The 19072-nt window shown below is 64.5% G+C and carries 8 protein-coding genes; 2 read left to right on the top strand and 6 right to left on the bottom strand.

Going from position 1 to position 19072, the window contains the following annotated elements; all coding sequences use genetic code 11:
• Positions 1-76: 76 nt before the first annotated feature.
• From RMP10_RS07995 to dnaE, 4 genes are read right to left on the bottom strand one after another with little or no spacing between them, the layout of a single operon-like run.
• Positions 77-1627 carry a class I tRNA ligase family protein gene (locus tag RMP10_RS07995; RefSeq protein WP_310569821.1) on the bottom strand — a complete coding sequence of 517 codons (1551 nt, stop codon included), beginning with the start codon at positions 1625-1627 and terminating at the stop codon, positions 77-79.
• A gap of 7 nt (positions 1628-1634) precedes the next feature.
• Positions 1635-2954, bottom strand: a complete 1320-nt coding sequence (gene ricT, locus RMP10_RS07990; RefSeq protein ID WP_310569820.1) for a regulatory iron-sulfur-containing complex subunit RicT — start codon at positions 2952-2954, stop codon at positions 1635-1637.
• A 10-nt stretch (positions 2955-2964) separates the two neighbouring features.
• On the bottom strand, positions 2965-3933 hold the full coding sequence (locus tag RMP10_RS07985; RefSeq protein WP_309670685.1) for an acetyl-CoA carboxylase carboxyltransferase subunit alpha: 969 nt from the start codon (positions 3931-3933) through the stop codon (positions 2965-2967).
• Positions 3934-3963: 30 nt separating this feature from the next.
• The gene (gene dnaE, locus RMP10_RS07980) at positions 3964-8829 is read right to left on the bottom strand and encodes a DNA polymerase III subunit alpha (RefSeq protein ID WP_310569819.1); all 4866 of its coding nucleotides are present in this window, start codon (positions 8827-8829) and stop codon (positions 3964-3966) included.
• Between the two features lie 21 nt (positions 8830-8850).
• On the opposite strand from dnaE, the gene RMP10_RS07975 reads away from it, so the two are divergent.
• Complete coding sequence (locus RMP10_RS07975; RefSeq protein ID WP_310569818.1) at positions 8851-9882, top strand: aminopeptidase; 1032 nt, start codon at positions 8851-8853, stop codon at positions 9880-9882.
• Positions 9883-9894: 12 nt separating this feature from the next.
• On the opposite strand, the gene RMP10_RS07970 is transcribed toward RMP10_RS07975, so the two are convergent.
• On the bottom strand, positions 9895-12750 hold the full coding sequence (locus RMP10_RS07970) for an insulinase family protein (RefSeq protein ID WP_310569817.1): 2856 nt from the start codon (positions 12748-12750) through the stop codon (positions 9895-9897).
• A 46-nt stretch (positions 12751-12796) separates the two neighbouring features.
• A complete protein-coding gene (locus RMP10_RS07965) occupies positions 12797-14896 on the bottom strand; it encodes an ATP-dependent helicase (RefSeq protein ID WP_310569816.1) in 2100 nt (699 codons plus the stop codon).
• Between the two features lie 610 nt (positions 14897-15506).
• Here RMP10_RS07965 and RMP10_RS07960 point away from each other — a divergent pair.
• Positions 15507-18986 (top strand): Ig-like domain-containing protein, encoded by a 3480-nt coding sequence (locus RMP10_RS07960; protein WP_310569815.1) that lies wholly within the window; start codon positions 15507-15509, stop codon positions 18984-18986.
• Positions 18987-19072: the final 86 nt, after the last annotated feature.

Here is a 19072-nt window from a genome sequence, read left to right as displayed (position 1 = left end):
AACACCGAACGAGAGGGCTCGATTCCTGTGACGACCCGACGCGGTGCGGTAACGAAAACGCCGCCGCTGTGACGGTCTACTTGGCCGTCGCCGTTGGCGGCGCCGGACGCGGGAAGACGCCCTCTCCCTTTTGCACGTGCCAGCCGGCCGGTTCGAGTTCGGCGAGCGCGTCAATCCGCTGAGCGGCCACCGTACCTGGTGCCCCGAGCTGCGTCCACACGGCCTCGACTTTCGTGGGCATGAACGGCGCGAGCAGCACCGTCTGGCGTGCGATCCGACGAATGAGCGACGCGAGAATCTGCTCGAGTTCCGCTGTTCGCGCGGGATCCTTGGCGACGGCCCACGGCGTGGTCGCGGCGGTGTATTCGTTCGCGCGCGCCGTCATCCGCGAGACCGCGGCCAGCCCCTCATGCAGCAGCCAGCCACGCGAGCCGTTCATGCCGGCGTGGTACGCTGCCACATCGGCGTCGTCGTCGAGCTCCGCGTCGGGGCGCGCGGCGGTGGGCACGACGCCGTCGAAGTACTTCTCGACCATCGCGATCGCGCGACTGGCCAGGTTGCCGAACGCATTGGCCAGATCACTCGTGTAACGCTCCTCGAAGCGCTCCCAGGAGAAGTTCCCGTCGCTATCGAAGGGCACTTCGCGCAGGAGCACATAGCGGAACGCATCGGCGCCATAGCGGTCGATCGCTTCGCCGAGGTCGAGCTTCACGCCCGCGCTCTTGGAGAACCGCTCGCCGCCGAGCTGCACGAATCCATGCGCCCATACCTGCTTCGGTAACGGCAGTCCCGCCGCTTCGAGCATCGCCGGCCAGATCACCACGTGAAAGCGCGTGATATCCTTGCCGATGATGTGCAGGTCCGCCGGCCACCGCTGCTCGTATCCGGCATCAGGAAAGCCGGTGGCCGTAAGGTAGTTCGGCAGGGCGTCGAACCAGACGTAGGTGCCCTGCGTCTCGCCGTTGGAGAGCACGAGCGGAAATGGTACGGCCCAGTCGAGCCGAGCGCGCGACGCGGAAATGTCATCGAGACCCTGCGCCAGCAAGCCGAGAATCTCGTTGCGACGGCTCTCGGGTTCGATGAACGAGGGATTCGTGGCCAGCAGGTTCTGCAGGAAGCCCTGATACTTCGACAGGCGGAAGAACCAGTTGCGTTCTTCGACTTCCTCGAGCGTGCGCGTGGCATGCAGCACGCACTTGCCCTCGACGATATCCGCATCCTGCTTGAACGCTTCACACCCGACGCAATACATGCCGGTGTACGAGCGCTCGTAGAAGTCATCCGGATTACGTTCGGCGATCATGCGGATCAGCGCCTGCACGCCGGCCTTGTGATGCGGCTCGGTGGTGCGGATGAACTGGTCGTAGGAGATGCCGAGCTTGGCCCAGATCGCCTGAAAGCGTGACGCGATTTCATCGGTGAAGGCCTGCGGGGCCACGCCATCCTTGGCGGCCGTCTGCTGCACTTTCTGCCCGTGCTCGTCCATGCCGATCAGCAGATGCACCTCGTCACCGCACTGGCGACGATAGCGCGCGATGACATCGGCGCCGATCTTCTCCAGGGCGTGGCCAAGGTGCGGATCGCCATTCGCATAATCGATGGCGGTGGTCAGGTAGAATCGCGGCACGTCCGGCTTACTCCTCGTTGTCATCGCCATCGTCGGCGTCGTCGCCGCTCTCGTTACTGCTGTCGGATGGCATCGGCGTCCCGTCCTGCTCGGACTGGCGTCGCTGTTCCGCCGCCCGAAGACGCCGGCCACCACGGCGGCCGCGTCGCCGCTTGCGACGGGTCGCGTCGCCGGCGGCGTCCTCGTCCTCGGCACGTTCCGTTGCGGCGGCGTCGGGCGTTTCGCCTGATGCCGCGATTGCCGGCTCGTTCGCCACCGGCGTGAACACCTCGATGGCAGACACCAGCTCGACCACGGGCTCCGGCACTGACACGCGCTCAGGCACGAACACGAGCTCAGGCTCGAACACGCGCTCAGGTGTGATCACCGCCATCGATGCGGCCAGCGGCGCAATCTCGGTCTCGACCGTATCGAGCATCGCATGCAACGCCGCATCCACCGGATACTCGGCCGTATGCGACGGCACGTCGTCGTGCGCATGATCGGTCGGCTGATCGAGTCCGTCCAACTCGCTCCGCAGATCGGCCAAGGCAATCACCCGACTATCGCCTTCGGCGGTGCGCAGCGTGATGCGCTCGTTGAAGATGTCGCAGGCGATCACCTTCTCCTCGCCCAGCGACGTCGTGAGGATCTTCCCTTCCTTCGGAAATTTGCGACGACTCAGCACGTAGAACTCGTGCTCGTAGCGCAAACAACACATCAGTCGTCCGCAGGCACCGGAGATCTGCTGCGGGTTGAGCGACAGCTTCTGGTCCTTGGCGACGCCGAGATTGACGGGACGGAGATCGGGAAGCCACGACGCCGAGCAGTACTCGCGCCCGCAGCGGCCCACTCCCGACAGTCGCTTGGCTTCATCGCGCACGCCGATCTGCTTCAGCTCGATGCGCGTGCGAAACAGCGCGGCGAGATCGCGCACGAGGCCGCGAAAGTCGACGCGACGCTCGGCCGTGAAGAAGATGGTGAGCTTGCGCCGGTCCCACTGCCATTCGGCGTCGGTCAGCTTCATCACGAGATGGTTCGCCTTCACGCGCTCCATCGACTTGCGACGCGCGTCTTCATTCTCCGCGGTCAACTCGCGGTCGAGCTGTTCATCAGCTTTCGTGGCGAGCCGAAGCGCCGCCCGCGGCGGCGGATTGGTGCCGCAACCGTGTGCGCAGCCGTTGCAACGGACCTCGGCCAGCTCACCGGTGGAGTGCACACGACCAAAATCCTCACCACGGTCAGCCTCGACGATCACCCCCGCCTTGAGTGGGGGTGCCGTCTCGCCTGTCCAGCTGAAGAATTCCTTCCGGTTGCCGCGGAACGCGACTTCGATCAGATGCGCCACGGCGTGAAAGCTACTCGGTGAACTGTCCCATGCGCAGGAACTTCTCACGTCGGCGACGCACGAGCTTGTCCGGCTTCAGGCGGCGCAGCTCTTCGAGGTTCCGCACCAGGCTGTCTCGAAGGTTGTTGGCGGTCGTGGCGTGGTCCGAGTGAGCGCCGCCGACCGGCTCGGGTACGATCTCGTCGATCACCCGTAGCTCGATCAGATCGGGGGCCGTCACGCGAAGGGCGGTAGCCGCCTTCTCGCGCATCTCCGGGCTTTTGCCGTCTTTCCAGAGAATGGCCGCGCAACCTTCCACGGAGATCGTGGAGTACACGGAATTCTCGAGCATCAGCACACGATCGGCGACGCCGAGCGCCAGCGCACCGCCGGAGCCGCCTTCGCCGATCACGGTGGCGATGATCGGCACCTGCAGATTGCTCATCTCGAGCAGGTTGCGGGCGATCGCTTCGCTCTGTCCGCGCTCCTCGGCACCCAACCCCGGCCACGCCCCCGGCGTGTCGATGAAGGTGAGCACCGGCACCTGGAACTTCTCGGCCAGCTTCATGAGCCGCAGCGCCTTCCGGTACCCCTCGGGATGGGGCATGCCGAAGTTGCGGCGCAGATTCTCCTTGGTATCGCGGCCGCGCTCGTGTCCGATCAGCATCACGGTCTCACCCTCGAGACGGGCCCAGCCCGCGAGGATCGCCGCGTCTTCGCGGAACAGCCGATCGCCGTGCAACTCGAGGAAATCGGTGAAGGCGAGCCGGATGTAGTCCGACGTGAAGGGACGGCGCGAAATGCGAGCCACCTGCACGCGCTGCAACGGCGTCAGCTTCTGATAAATCTCGACACGCAGCTCGCTGAGCTTCTTCTGCAGCGGCTCCAACTCTTGCGTGACGTTGAGCGAACTCTCGGACGCGAGTCGCTTCAGCTCCTCGATCTGCTTTTCGAGCTCCGCCAGAGGACGCTCGAACTCGAGAACCGGGGCAGCAGCCATGACAATCCTGGAAAAGGGACGCCGCGCTCGTTAGCTGCCGGCGCGCACGAGGCGCACACGATCAGCGCCGAGCAGCGCGCGAAGATCGGATAAGATGGCGGGCGACGCGGCCACGGTAAGGGATTTCGACCGAAAGCGAATGGTGCGCCCGGTTCCATCGTCCCACCGCAGTTCGAGCGGAGCCGAGCCTTCGTGTGCCTCGACACTCGCCCGCACGTCGTCCATCACGCCGGGAGCCAGATCCAGCTCCCGACTCAGGTCGATTGCAACCGCCAGCTCACCGTTGGCCCGCACTTCCGCGAAGCGTGTGACCGTGTCGACGATGAACGTGGCATTCTCGACGCCCTGATCCTTCCGCGAATAACCGCCCTTGAGCAGGAGCGGTACATCGGGCCGGACACGTTCGGCGATGACCGCCCACGCCTCCGGGAAGACCAGCACTTCGGAAGATCCGGAAAAATCCTCAACTGTCAACCGGGCGAACTCAGCGCCCGACCGTTTGGAAATCTGCTTCTTGATTGCCGTGATGACTACACCAATCGTGACCGCATCTCCCGTCCAGTTGCCGAGCTGTGCCACGGTGCTGCTGGCGAAGAGTTCGCACTCTGTTCGGTAGGGCTCCAGCGGATGGCCGGAAATGTAGAAGCCCAGCAGCTCCTTCTCTCGGGTGAGCCGCTCGCTTTCACTCCACACCGGGACTGATGGGAGCGGCGGAGGCGATCCCGCGCTATTCGAGCCCGGCGCGTCGTCCGCATCGCCGAGCAGGTCGCCGAACAGCGACACCTGACCTTTGGCCGCCTCTTCCTGACGAAGCGACGCCTCGTTGATGGCGTGATCGAGCGCCGCCAGCAGCTGCGCCCGGTGGCCGCCCAACCCGTCGCACGCGCCCGCCGCAATCAGCGCTTCGAACACCCGCTTGTTACACACGCGCAGATCGACCCGCGAGCAGAGATCGTATAGTGACGTGAACGGCCCTTCATTCCGTGCCGCGATCAGCGAGTCGATCGCCCCGCGGCCCACGTTCCGGATGGCGCCCAGCCCGAAACGCACCCGCTTGTCGCCCACGACCGTGAAGCGCCACCCCGACTCGTTGACGTCGGGCGCGAGCACTTCGATCTGCATTTCGCGCGCTTCGGCGATGTACTTGATGACTTCTTCGGTCTTCCCGATGTTCGACGACAACAACGCGGCCATGAACTCGGCCGGGTGATGCGCTTTCAGGAAGGCCGTGTGGTACGCGACGACGGAGTAGGCGACGCTGTGGCTATTGTGAACGATGACATCGTTCGCCACGAAATTGTGCGTCTCGGCAATTTCGAGGTCGTACGTGCGCTGCTCGCCCGCAGGTTCGATTGCTATCACCCGATCCCACAGCACGTCGTTCGACCCGAGTCGATCCAGCTCGGCGTCGCCGAAGTACGCCGCGAGGCGATTCACCACGCCGCGCGTGAAGCCGATATTGTTGGGGTTGGTCCCGGTCGGATACAGGTCGCGTGATGACACATCTGCACCACGCTCCACGTCGGACCACCGGTCGCCACGCCGATCCTTGGCGGCTCGCGCCAGAGCGCGTACGGCGCTAACGGGTACCAGATCCTTGGAGGAAGCGGGTACAGCCGTCAACGGCATGGCGGCTATCGCGGCACGCTTTGCTGGCGCAACGAGATGACAAGCCACGCGTTCGGCGAAGGGGCGCAGATTCTCAACGCCCGTCACGAACACCTGATAGCCGATGCGCTCACCGCCACGGTAGGGGAAGATGACGGAGCGAACGCGACCAAGGATCCCCAGGCGGAGGAGCAGATGCTGCACCTGCTGAGCCAGTCGCTTCGACGAGGTCGCGTAGTACGCCGTCGCGTCGCGTGGGTTGACGTGTCCGTCTCCATCCCACATGCGCCCCAGCAGCAGCCCTAGCTGTTCGTCGCACAGGGTGAAAGCGCTCGCCGGTACTTCCTTGTGCGTCGCCGTCTTACCCAGCAGCTCAAGGCCGCGGGCCCATTCGAAAATCCCGTTTGGTAACTTCCGGTCGATTCGACCGGTGTAGACGGATGCGGTTCCTTTATGCGTGGTGCGCGTGCAGCGGACATTGGAAAAGCCCTCTGCGGCCGAGATAAAATCCGTGACCGCTGCTTCGTCCTGATTGTAGTAGTACACGCCACTGGGATGCCCCAGATTCCCTTCAGCGAGGAGGTGACCCAGCGCAATCACCTCATGACGCTCCCACGATGTCCGTGGTCCCGAAGGCAATGCACGTGGCACGGCGATGTGCTCACCCACCACAATCGACTCGAGATTGCGCCACCCGTCGATCTGCAGCAGCGGATGATTGCCGGTGGCGACGATCTCACGGCCCGACTCCGTGCGCAGTCGGAACACCGCCTTAATGCCGTTGTCCATGACATCGATCACGCGTCCGTGATCGAGGCGAAGCGTGTTGACATCGCACGTCGCGACGCTTCCCAGCACGTCTCGTTTTTCGTAAAGATCAGCGATACGCACCACACGTCCGGTTGACGCGTCGTAGATTTCCGTGTCACCGACCAGACACTTGTTAAATCCATAACGCCCGAACGTCTCGATCTGGCCCGAGAGCTCATCGATGATCTTCGGATCGTAGCCCTTCGCGACGGCCTTGGTCACGAACTTCCCGAGCTCCTTCTTGATCAGCTCGGAATCTTTCTTGCCCACGGCCTTTCGCAGCACGTCCGCTTCGGCCAGCGAGATGCCCGCCAACACCTGCGCCAAGCGCATCACCTGTTCCTGATAGGTGATGACGCCGTACGTGTTCGAGAGAATCGGCTCCAGCTCGGGCAGCGCGTACACCGTGGGCTCTTCGCCACGCTTCCGCCGGATGTACACGTTGTGCATGCCGGCGTCGAGCGGACCCGGGCGCAGCAGCGCGTTCGACGCGACCAAGTCGTCGAATCGGTCGCAACGCATGCGCTTGAGCACGTCGGTGGCGAGCGGCGATTCGAACTGAAACACGCCGCCGGTGCGGCCGGCGCGCAGCAACTGATACGTTTTCTCGTCGGTGAAGCCGCGCTCTTCGAGCACCACCGACACGCCACTGCGCTGCTTGATGCTGGCCAGCGTGTCGCTGATCACCGTCAGCGTGGTGAGCCCCAAGAAGTCCATCTTGAGCATGCCCGCCTTTTCCAGCGCGTTCATGTCGTACTGCGTCACGATCACCCGCTCGTCGTCGCCGGCGCCGGAGCCTTTTGACGCCTGCGTGCAGACCGGGACGAACTCGTCCAGCGGGCCCGGCGCGATCACCACACCGGCCGCATGCACGCCGGTGTGACGCGAGAGGCCTTCCAGCGAAATCGCGAAATCCAGCAATTGCTTGTAGCGAGGCTCGTTCTGGTAGAACGCCTTCACCTCCGGCACTTGCTCGATCGCTTCCTTCACCGTCAGCGAAAAGTTCGGCGCGTTCGGAATCAGCTTCGCCAGCGCGTCGGTTTCGCCGGGGGTGAAGCCGAGCGTCCGCCCGACGTCCTTCACCGCCGCCCGCGACTTCATCGTTCCGAACGTGACGATCTGTCCGACCGAATCCTTACCGTACTTCTGCCGCACATACTCGATGACTTCGCCGCGTCGCTCGAAACAGAAGTCGACGTCGACGTCGGGCATCGAGACGCGTTCGGGATTCAGAAAGCGTTCGAAGAGCAGGTCGAACTCAAGCGGGCAGACGTCGGTGATGCGCGTCGCATACGCCACGAGCGAGCCGGCCGCCGAGCCACGACCGGGCCCCACCGGAATGCCGCGGTCGCGCGCCGCCTTGATGAAGTCGGCGGTGATCAGGAAGTAGCCGGCATAGCCGGTCTTGGTGATGACCCCGAGCTCGTAGTCCAGGCGCTCCTGCACGTGCACCGGCAGCGGATCGCCGTAGCGTTCCTTCGCGCCATCGGTGGAGAGTCGCACGAGGTACTCGTTCTCGGTCTCGACGCCGGGCGGCAGCGGGAACGACGGCACGTAGTACTGCTTCGCAAACTGCACGTCCACCGAATCGGCGATCGCCAGCGTGTTCGTGAGCACATCTTCGCGGCCCGGGAAGAACGGGCGGATCTCGTTGGGCGGTTTGAAGTACAACCCGTCGTCGTACTTCATGCGATCGCGGTCGTTGCGATCCTTGCCGAGGCCGATGCACAGCAGCACGTCGTGCGCGTCGTGATCTTCGTGCTTCAGGAAGTGCGCGTCGTTCGTGGCAATGACGGGCAGCCCCAGCTCGTCGCCCAGCGACAGGATCTTGGCGTTGAGCTTCGCCTGGCCCTCGCTGGTGTGCGCCTGGACTTCGAGGTAGTAGCGGTCCTTGAACAGCTCGGCATACCACGCGGCGGCTTCACGCGCCGCGTCCATGCGGTCTTCCATGAGGTGACCGGCCACTTCACCGGCCAGGCACGCCGACGAGACGATCAGTCCCTCGGAGTACTTGGCCAGCAATTCGCGGTCGATTCGCGGCTTCGTGTAGAAGCCTTCGGTGTACCCCAACGACGACAACTTGACCAGATTCTTGTAGCCCACGAGATCGCGGGCCAGCAGCACCAGGTGATAGTACGGCTTCTGACCCGGCCCGGGACGTCCGCGCGTGCGGCGGTCACCCGGCGCCACGTAGGCTTCCATCCCCATGATGGGCTTCACGCCCGCCTTGCGCGCTTTCTCCTGGAAATCCCAGGCAGCATGCATGTTACCGTGATCGGTGATCGCCAGCGCCGGCATTTCGTAATGCTGTGCGCGTTTGATCAGATCATCGATACGATTCGCGCCGTCGAGGAGCGAATACTCGGAGTGGCAGTGCAGATGAACGAACGACATGGACCGAGAATGATAGCCGGGCAGGGCGACCAGCAACACGGGATTGACAACCGCGGTCGGATGCCGCAGCGAAGGATGCCGCATGGGCGGATCTCGTGGCGATCGTTGCGCCGCATCTCCGGCGCGACCGCCGTGTTGCTGGCCGTCGTCCTCGGCATTACCCCGACCGGGTGCTACATCTCCCGCGCCGCCTACGAGGAGGCGCGGATCCTGTCGCGGCGTCAGCCCATCGCGCGCCTGGTGGCGGACTCCGCCACCGATCCCGTGTTGCGCGCGAAGCTCAGTCTCGTGCAGGAGGCGCGTCGCTTCGCGATCGACTCACTCGATCTCAAGGCCCGCAAGAGCTTCACCGCCTTCTCGCGGCTTGACCGCGATACGCTGGTGCTCGTCGTCAGCGCCGCCTATCGCGACCGGCTGGAGCGGAAAACCTGGTGGTTTCCCGTGGTGGGGCGCTTTCCGTACAAAGGCTTCTTCGATTTCCCGGGGGCGCTACGTACCGCGGAATCACTGCGAGATCAGGGCTTCGACGTGAGCGTCGGGCCCTCAGCGGCCTTCAGCACGCTTGGCTGGTTCAATGATCCACTCGTGAGCACCACCGTCAAAGCGGATTCGGTGACGCTCGTCAACACGATCATTCATGAGCTGCTGCACAACACTTTCTTCGCCAAGGGGCAGGTGTCCTTCAACGAGTCCTTCGCCACCTTCGTGGGTGGCCGCGGCGTCGAACACTTCTTCCGGGCGCGCGGCGATTCGGCGTCGCTGCGTCGCGCGGAAGACGAGTGGCACGACGATCTGTTGCTGGGCGCGTTCTGGGAACGCACGTCGAACGAGATCGAGCAGGTCTTCGCCGCGCTGCCCGACTCGGCGAGCACGGCGCGCATCACGGCGCGTGACCGCGTCTATGCGCGCGCGCGGATCCGACTCGTGGACAGCATCGGCCCACTGCTTCGCACCTATCCCGACGGATGGTCGCAGAAGGTGAAACTGAACAACGCGGTGCTGCTCTCGCGCCGCGTGTACGCCGAGCGCCTCGATCGCTTCGATTCGGTGTACGTGGCCGAGGGGCGTGACTTGAAACGGGCCATTCAGCGCATCATTGCGACCCACAAGGATTCTGTGAGTCGCAAGGATCGCTGAGCATTCGTGGCGCTACTTGCTCTCGGGTAGCAGCACGAACCGCGCACGGTTCGCTTCCGTGAGGTACTTCTTGGCCGCCGCGGCCAGCTTCTCAGCGGTGAGGCCGGCGATCATCGGATCTTCGTTGCCGATGGTGCCGAGATCATCCCCGTTCTCGAGTCGCGCGCGGATGGTGCTGAGCCAGTACCCGTTCTGTTTGCGCGCCACTTCGAGCTCACGGCGCTGCTGCTCGCGCACCCGTTCCACTTCCGCTGCACTCGGCGGCACGCGACGCAGGGAATCGAGCTCCTGCCTCACGGCGGCGAACATCGACTCCGCCTTGTCCGGCGCCGAGCCGTAGCCGATCACCAACTGCCACTCTTGTCGCGGATGGCGTGAGTACTGCGCGCTTACCGATACCGAGTACGTGCCGCCCAGTGATTCGCGCAAACGTTCCAGCAGGCGCATTTCGAGCACTTCACCAACCGACGACAGCAAGTACGAGTCCTCGCGGCTCCACGGGGCGGCGCCGGCCATCAAGATGGCCGTCTGGCTCTGCGGCGCGATGCCTTTGCGTACCGTCTTGTCGATCTGGCCGGTGAACAGCTTGGGGCCGACATCCTTGAACGTCTCCTTGCGACCGGCCGCCGGCAGCGGGGCGAGCCACTGTTCCACCAACGGCTTCAACACGGCCAGATCCACGTTGCCAACGAACAGGAACGTGAAATCCCCCAGATCAGCGAAGCGATCACGGTATATCGCCAGCATTTCGTCGAGCGTGAGCTCCTTGAGCATCTCGGCCGACAGCGGACGTACCCGCGGATGACCACCGGCCAGCGTCATCTGCACGGTGTCGCTGAATACGGCGGCCGGATTCGCATCCTTGTTCTTGAGCACCTGGTCGAACTGCTGCAGGAGCGCCTTGAAGGCCGACGTGTCCGCGCGCGGCGACGTGAGTCGCAGCCACGTGAGCTGCATCATCGTTTCCAAGTCCTTCGGCGACGCGCGGCCGCTGACCCCTTCGCTGAGGTCGGAGATCACGGCCGACGCCGACGCGACCTTGCCGGTCAGCTTCTTGTTCAGATCCACGAGCGAGTACTCACCAGCGCCACCACGCTCGATGACAGTCGTGGTCAGCGACGTCTTGAACACGTCCTTGTCGGACACCAGGCTGGCGCCACCCGGACTCCAACCGGTCATCACGATCTGATCGGCCGTGAAGTCGGTGGGCTTGACGAACACCTTGATCCCGTTCGACAGCGTCCATTCGGTGAGGTTGAGCGACTCCGTCTTCTTCTCGCTCACCACCCGTCCGGCCGCCGGCGCCTTCGCCACCAGCGCTCCGGCCATGACCGTTTCCACCCACGGCGTGATCGTGACCGCATTGACCTTGCCGAACACCGCGCGGATGTCGGCATCGGTCGGCACTTTGAGTCCGTCCTTTTCCGGTAGGCTCACGGTCACGACACGATTCGCCTCGCCGACGCGACTCGCGCCGAGGGCATTCACTTCGGCCAGCGTGACCGTGGGCAGCAAGCGCTGCATCGCGGCGTATTCGAACGAGATGCCGGGAATCGCTTCGCCCTGCAGGAAGTTTTGCACGTACTCATCGACAAATGCGGCCGACGGCGTCTTGTCGCGCTCCTGATACGCGCGCTCATAGCCGCGAAGCGTGTTGGTCTTGGCCCGCTCGAGTTCCGTGGCGAGGAAGCCGTGACGACGCACGCGTTCCGCCTCCGTCAGCAGCGCCTGCAACGATTCCAGCAGCTGTCCTTCTTTCGCCCGCGCGTCGAGCGAGTAGTACTCGCTGCTGCGCACGAAGCTACCGCCGCCGGCGCCGGCACCGACGAAGGGAGTCTCGGGCTTGAGCGCCAGTTCGCCGAACCGCTGGTTCAGCATCTGGTCGTACAGGCGCTCCAGCAGATCCCGCCGGAGATCTCCCACCGTGCGTGTCGTGCGGCCCTTGCTCTTCCACAGCACGCCAACCGACGAGCCACTGAGCTCCTTGTCGGTCGCGATCGAGATGAGCGTGGAGTCGTGCGTGGGCACGGCCGCGATCAGGCGGGGGCGAGCCCCCTTGCGGGGCGCGATGCCGCCAAAGGTGGAACGGATCAGTGACTCGAGCTGCTTCGGATCGGCATCTCCGACCGCCACCACGGCCATGAGGTCGGGGCGATACCAGTCGCGCCAGAAGCGCTTGAGCGGCGCCGGGTTCGCCTTCTCGAGAATCTCGGGCTTGCCGATGGGGAGCCGCTCCGCGTAGCGCGAGCCGCGGAAGATCACGGGGAACTGCTTGTCGCGAAGCCGTTCCCCGGCACCGAGACCATTGCGCCACTCCGACAACACGACGCCGCGTTCGGCCACCACTTCCGTGGAGTCGAACAGGATACCGGTGGCCACATCACCCAAGAAACGGAAGCTCTTCTCGAGAATGCCCGCACTGTCGGTCGGCACCGGCAGGATGTACACCGTTTCGTCGAAGCTCGTGAAGGCGTTCAAGTCAGCGCCGAATCGCACGCCGATCGACTCGAGATACTTCACGATATCGTTCTTCGCGAAGGACTTCGTGCCATTGAAGGCCATGTGCTCGATGAAGTGCGCGAGCCCGCGCTGATCCTCGTCTTCCAAAATGGAACCGGCGTTGACGACCAGTCTCAGTTCGGCGCGCTGTTCCGGCTTCGCATTGCGTCGGATGTAGTAGCGAATGCCGTTGGGTAGCGTGCCGATGCGCACGGCGGCGTCGGTGGGCAATGCTGAGGGCAGCGCGAAGGAATCAACCGGCGACTTGGGGGCGGGCTTGATCGCGGGTCGTTGGGCGTCGGCCACGGTAGCGCTCGCAGTGATGACCGCGGCGAGCACGGCGACCGATAGATTGCTGAAGAAACTCAATGGATCCTCGTCAAGGTGAAGTGCGCTACAACGTACTCGGTGGGTATTACTCGGCGGGGAACCGGCCTCGGAGCAACGCACGCAGATCGAGCGGCGGCGCGTCACCTCGAAGGGCTGGCAGGGCAGGTGGCATCTCTTCGCCAACGGTCACCCGTTGCATCGACGAGCGCACCCCAGGGTCCAGAAAACGGGACAGCTGGCTGTACGCGAAGTCGGCGCCGGTGCGCGTGGCATAGCTGTGCAACGGGTACGTGACGAAAAGTTGGTCGCGTGCGCGTGTCATCGCCACATAGAGCAGCCGCCGTTCTTCATCGATCTGCGCATCATCATTCGCCGACCGCGCCATCGGGAACACCCCGTCGGATGCATGAATCACGAACACCGCATCCCACTCCTTGCCCTTCGCCGAGTGCGCGGTGGACAGAATCAGCGCGTCGTCCTCATCGGTGCTGCCCACGGCGAGATCCTGTGTGTTCGACGGCGGCTCGAGAGCGAGCGCCGAAAGAAACGTGCTTCGATCAGGATAGCCGGCCGCGATGACTTCGAGCTGATCGAGGTCAGCCATTCGCGGCGGCGCATCGTCGTAGGTGCCCTGCAGGATCGGATCGTAGAGATGACGGCACAGCCGGATGCTTTCGGCCGGTGAATGCGGGTTGTCGCTCCGCTCCACGCGACGCATGCCATCGAGCAGCGCCGCCAACGCCTGCAGCGCCGGCCGGGCGCGTGCCGGCGCTTTGGTAGCGCCGAGGGCCATCGGCTCCCAGCCGTGATGCGTCAGCAGGTCAATCGCCGCGCGCGCGGTGGCATCGCCCACGCCGGGAAGCAGGCGCAGCAAACGGTACCAGCTCACTTCGTCGCGCGGATTCTCCAGCACGCGGAGGAAGGCCAGGATGTCCTTGATGTGCGCGGCTTCGAGGAACTTGAGCCCGCCCCACTTCTCGTAGGGAATGCGCCGGTTGGCGAGCTCGATTTCGAGATCGGCTGACAGATAGCCGGCGCGAAAGAGCACCGCCATCTCGCGCAGCGGGATGCCTTCCTCATGCAGTTCGAGCAACCGATCGACGACGAACGCCGTCTGCGCATGTTCGTCTTTCACCGTGACCAGCCAAGGTGGCTCGCCCCCAGTGCGCTCGGTCCACAGCTGCTTCGAGTAGCGCTCACGGCTGCGTGAGATCAGCGCGTTCGTGGTATCGAGAATCGGCGCGGTCGAGCGATAGTTGCGTTCGAGCGTGACGATGTGCGTGCCGGGGAACTGGTGCGGGAAATCGAGGATGTTGCGAATCGTCGCGCCACGGAAGGCGTAGATGCTCTGCGCGTCGTCGCCGACGACCGTGATCTTGCCGTTCGTGCAGAGCGCACGAAGGATGCGCGACTGCAGCGGATTGGTGTCCTGGTATTCATCGACCAACACGTGATCGTACAGCGCGCGAATCTGCTCCGCGATCGGCGGCGCCTGCTCGAGCAGCAGCGCCCACGACAGCAGCAGGTCGTCGTAGTCGAGGAGATTGCGTTCGGCCTTGCGCTTCACGTAGTCGCCGAAGAGCCGCTCGATATCGCCGGTCCAGGCGAGGAAGTGCGGCCACTGCTCGCCGAGCAGGTCGACGATGGGGCGTTCGGTGTTGACGTGGCGCGAGTAGATCGATTGCAGCGTTTCGGCGCGCGGGAAGCGGGGGGCGGATCGCGGCGCGTTCTTGAGATCGGCGTAGCCGAGGGCGGCCCGCGAGATTCCCATGAGATCGGAGGCGTCGGCCTGATCGAGGATAGTGAAGTCGGCGGGGAGGCCGGCGGATGGCCCGAAGCGGCGCAGCAGCCGATGGGCGACGCCGTGGAAGGTGCCGCCGTGCACGTGATGTGAGGCGGAGCCGACCAATCGCTCACAGCGCCCCAACATTTCCTGGGAGGCGCGCCGGGTGAAGGTGAGGAGCAGAATGCGGCTGGCGGGGACGCCTCGCCCTATAAGGTGGGCGACCCGGTGAATGAGCGTCCTGGTCTTGCCGGAGCCGGCACCGGCCACAATCAGGAGCGGGGTGTCACCGTGGCTGGAGGCGGCGGCCTGAGCGGCGTTGAGCGCGGGCCCTTCGGCCGAGAGAGGGGGCGGGAGGACCACCCGGGTAGCGGGGACGTGGATCCGGGGGGGCTCGGCCATGCCGAAGTATAGACGCAAGTGCCTGTGACTGCCGAGGATGTGACGTTCGTGCCGTACGGGCCGTCCACTTCGTGGTGTCACAGGATTCGAGAGGCGAGGGGCGGTGAGACGAGGCCAGTGATGTGGATAACTGGCATTTTCCAGCCTTTGGTCACAGGATTGTGACAGCGGTCGCGAAAAGCCGGGTGATTCTCCTGCTTGACTAGTGTGGCAGATCACCCCTACCTTTGCCACTTGATGATGGCGGGAGAAGTGTGCGTGTCCTCTTTGGGGGGATAGCGCCCATTTTCTTGCCGATGTGCGTCACGATTGTGTGTTGGGAAACGTGTGAGCAATCGCACGTGCAGGAGTCACGAGGAACCGACGCTTGGGTTGGCGACGCGTGATGCAGGGCCCGCAGGTCAGCAATTCGGTTCTTCGGGCATCATGGTTTTCGCACGTCAGGATGTTGATCCGGCCGCTCCCCGAGCCAAGTCCTGCTCCTCTGCGAGAAGCGCATGATGAAGCGCATGCCAAAGCGGCGAGCGCTTGCCATCGCAAGACGTTGTGGATGAGGCAACCCACCCTCATCGACGGCAGCTACCTCCACGACCTCGAAAGAGGGGGATGAATGCAACTCTTTTCTCGGAACAAGGCGATCGTTGCCCTGAGCCTTGGCGCCTTGGCGCTGGGTGCTTGCGGCGATGACGTTACGGTGCCTGTTACACCGAACCCGCCTATCACGCTCTCCATCACGCCGCCTTCTGCCAGCATGAACGTTGGCGAAGCGGTGAACTTTGCCGTACAGATCTCGGGCGGCCCGTCCACGGGTGGCCCGACGCTGGCTAGCTGCACGACGAGCTCGGCCACGGTTGCTACGGCTGCCGTGTCGGGCTCTTCCTGCCGCGTGACGGCGGTTGCCGCCGGTAACGCGACGGTCACGGCGACGGCGTCCACGGGCCAGTCGGCCGCGGCGTCCGTTACGGTCGCTCCGGCGATCACGGGCCTCACGGTGACGCCGTCTGCGGCGTCGCTCCAGGTGAACCAGACGCTCACGCTGTCGCCGAGCGTTCAGCCGGCCGGCCGCACCGCCACGTACACCTACGCCTCGTCGTCCGCGACGATCGCGTCGGTTTCGACGGCTGGTGTTGTGACGGCGGTTGGTACGGGTGTTGCCACGATCACGGTGACCGCCACGTCGGGCGGCACGTCGATCAGCCAGGCGGTTGCCATCACGGTGACGGCGCTTCCGACCGGCATTGCTACGCTGAACGTGACGCCGGCTGCACTGGCGCTCGCGATCGGCAACACGGCGCAGATCGGCGCCAACGCGACGCAGCCCTCGGGCGCGCCGGCTGCGACGATCACGTACGTGTCGTCGTCGACCGCGGTTGCCTCGGTTTCGGCCGCTGGTGTCGTGACGGCCAACGCGCCGGGTACGGCGATCATCACTGTGACGGCCGCCTCGGCTGCCAACACGAACTTCGCGGCGTCCTCGCTCTCGTCGTCGGTTGCCGTGACGGTCGCCGCTCCGGCGAACGTGACGATCGCCAACGTGACGCAGGGTCCGGTCGCTTCGGCGGGTGGCCCGGCCAACACGGGTATCACCTTCTCGGCGAACATGCAGGTCAACCAGCCGGTTGACATCAACAACACGCGCGACCAGATCCAGGTCTCGCTCAACCTCCAGCCGAACGGCCAGGCGGTGAGCGCGGTTCGTGTCTACGTGTGTGACGCTGCGGGCAACAACTGTGGTGCCCCGGCTGCTGAGCAGACGTACACGGGCAACGCGGCGAACGAAGGCACGGTGCAGCTCTCGATCAACACCGCTGACTTCACCGCCGACTTCGCCACGGGTACGTCGACGATCAAGTATGCGAACGGCCTGCACGTCATCCGGGCGTCGGTCCGCACGGCTGCTGGAGCGGAGAACTTCGCCGCGACGAACAACAACAGCATCCTGAACTTCACGAATGTGGACGGCTGGGCTGTCCAGTTCACGAACCCGACCGCCGCGGCCACGCGCACGGTGTCGGGCGTGGCGTTCAACTACTACGGTGGTCCGAACGCCTCGGGCGCTGGCTCGATCCGCTACGTCCCGGTGTTCTACACCGCCGGTCGTACGGTGCAGTCGGCCTCGGTGAACATGTCGAACTTCGGTGCGACCGTGCCGTACTCGGCCACGGCGGCGACGACCTTCGGCAAGAGCAGCACGCTGTACACGATCAACGGCACGGGCTGGGAACACCCGCAGACGAACTCGAGCGATTTCCCGCGCGTCGCCGCTGCTCAGGACAACAGCAACAACGCGGCGCCGACGGTTTCGGCCACGACGGGCTACCGCACGTCGATCACGGTTCCGGCTCCGATCGCCATCCGTCTTGACTACGCCAACCCGACCGTCGCCATCGCTGGCGTCGCGAGCGGCGCGTGGTTCTCGGGCGTGATTGCCTCGCCGTTCAGCTTCTCGACGAACACGACCACCACGGACAACGGCGTCGGCACGAGCACGGGTACGCTGGCGAACGTGTGGACCTACAGCGGTTGTGGCGTGACGGGCGTTGCCCTGAGCCCGACGACGGCTGCCGGCATCCCGGAATGCGCGACCAACTTCACGAACCTCGTGTACACGGTCACGGCCACGGGTAACGACCAGCTCGGCAACACGGGTACGACGACGACGGCGCAGTTCGCTATCGACAACATTGCCCCGGCAATCCGTTACTCGGCTTCTGCAATCGGCGGCACGTCGCCGGTTCCGGCGACGCCGGGACAGGGCCCGGGTTCGGCTCTGGACACGACGACGTACACGACGGTAGCTGGTGGACCGCCGAATCAGTCGCTCTTCACGGCCGCTTCGTTCCTCGCGGCTCCGCTCGCGACCGACACGATTTTCGGCGCCGAAGCGCTCGACGAGCGCTCGGGCCTGAACACCGCCGAGCACTATCTGGCGCGTGCCAATCAGGCTTCGCCGAACGGTTCCTGCGTTGTCGGTACGGCCTTCACGGCCTTGCTGGGTGGTATCGGATCGGCGTTCATCACCGCCCCGAATTGCACCATGGCGCCTGCGTTCCTCGGCACGGCGATGTCTGACGGCTACCGTCCGATCACCCGCGTCCTTGGCTCGAACATCGCCACGGAAGGCTACTACACCTACCGCGCGTCGGTCATCGACCGCGCTGGTAACGCCAGCTTCACGGGCATCCGCCGCGTGCTGCATAGCGTCACGCTGCCGACGATCACCGGCCTCGGTCTCCCGGGTACGGTCACGGCCGCGGGCCCGAACATGTTCACGCCGAATGTCACGGGACTGGTTGAAGCGCACTTTACCAACTTCCGTGCCTCGTACAGCGGTCTGACCGATGGTACGACCGACGCGAACCTGCTCTTCCCGGCCACGCTGTATAACGCCCGCTTCAACGATGTGATCGGCCTGAATGGCAACATTACGGTCGGTACGCCGTTCACGTCGGGCATCAACTACTACACGAACATCGAGCAGACTGATGCAGCTGGTGCATTGGCCGCGGCAAGCAACAACCGCCCGGACACTGTTACGGCGCGCATTGTGAATGCTGCTGGCCTCAACTCCGGCTTCTATGTCGGCGTCGGCTCGGGTGTTGCGCTCCTCTCGGCGAACGTCGGCAACGACACGCAGACGTGGAACACGGCCAACCCGAACCTCGTCAGCTGGACGCTGGGCCAGGGTATCGTGCAGTGGAATGCCCCGGCAACGGGTCTCAAGGCGATTGTGACGGCCACCACGAACCAGATCAACTCGCCGTTCGATCGCGTCGACTTCTACGAGCTGCTGGCGGGTAACTGGCAGTACATCGGAAACGTCGATGCGAAGACGTCACCGAGCGTCTCGCCGACTGGCGCGGGCCCGGTGTACATCGCCGACAACGGCACGACCCGCGTGTGGACCTACCGTCTCACGCAGCCGGTCAACGGTGCCAGCAGCCTGAACACGCCTGCTGCCCTGAGCTCGGTCTCTGGTCGCCGCTTCATCGCGGTCGGCACGGGTGGAACGTTCGCCGCTCCGACGGTCCTCAAGGGCCGTGCGCTGTCGACGAACACAAGTGTTTCTGCTTCGACCGTCACGCCGTAACTCGCATGACGCATGAAGGTGGGGGGGAGGCCTTCGGGCCTCCCCCCCATTTGCGTTTGCGGTCTTTCGACGTATTCTCCGTCTTA

Source organism: Gemmatimonas sp., from assembly GCF_031426495.1.
Classification (GTDB): Bacteria; Gemmatimonadota; Gemmatimonadetes; order Gemmatimonadales; family Gemmatimonadaceae; genus Gemmatimonas.
This window is presented reverse-complemented; position numbering and strand designations above follow the sequence as displayed.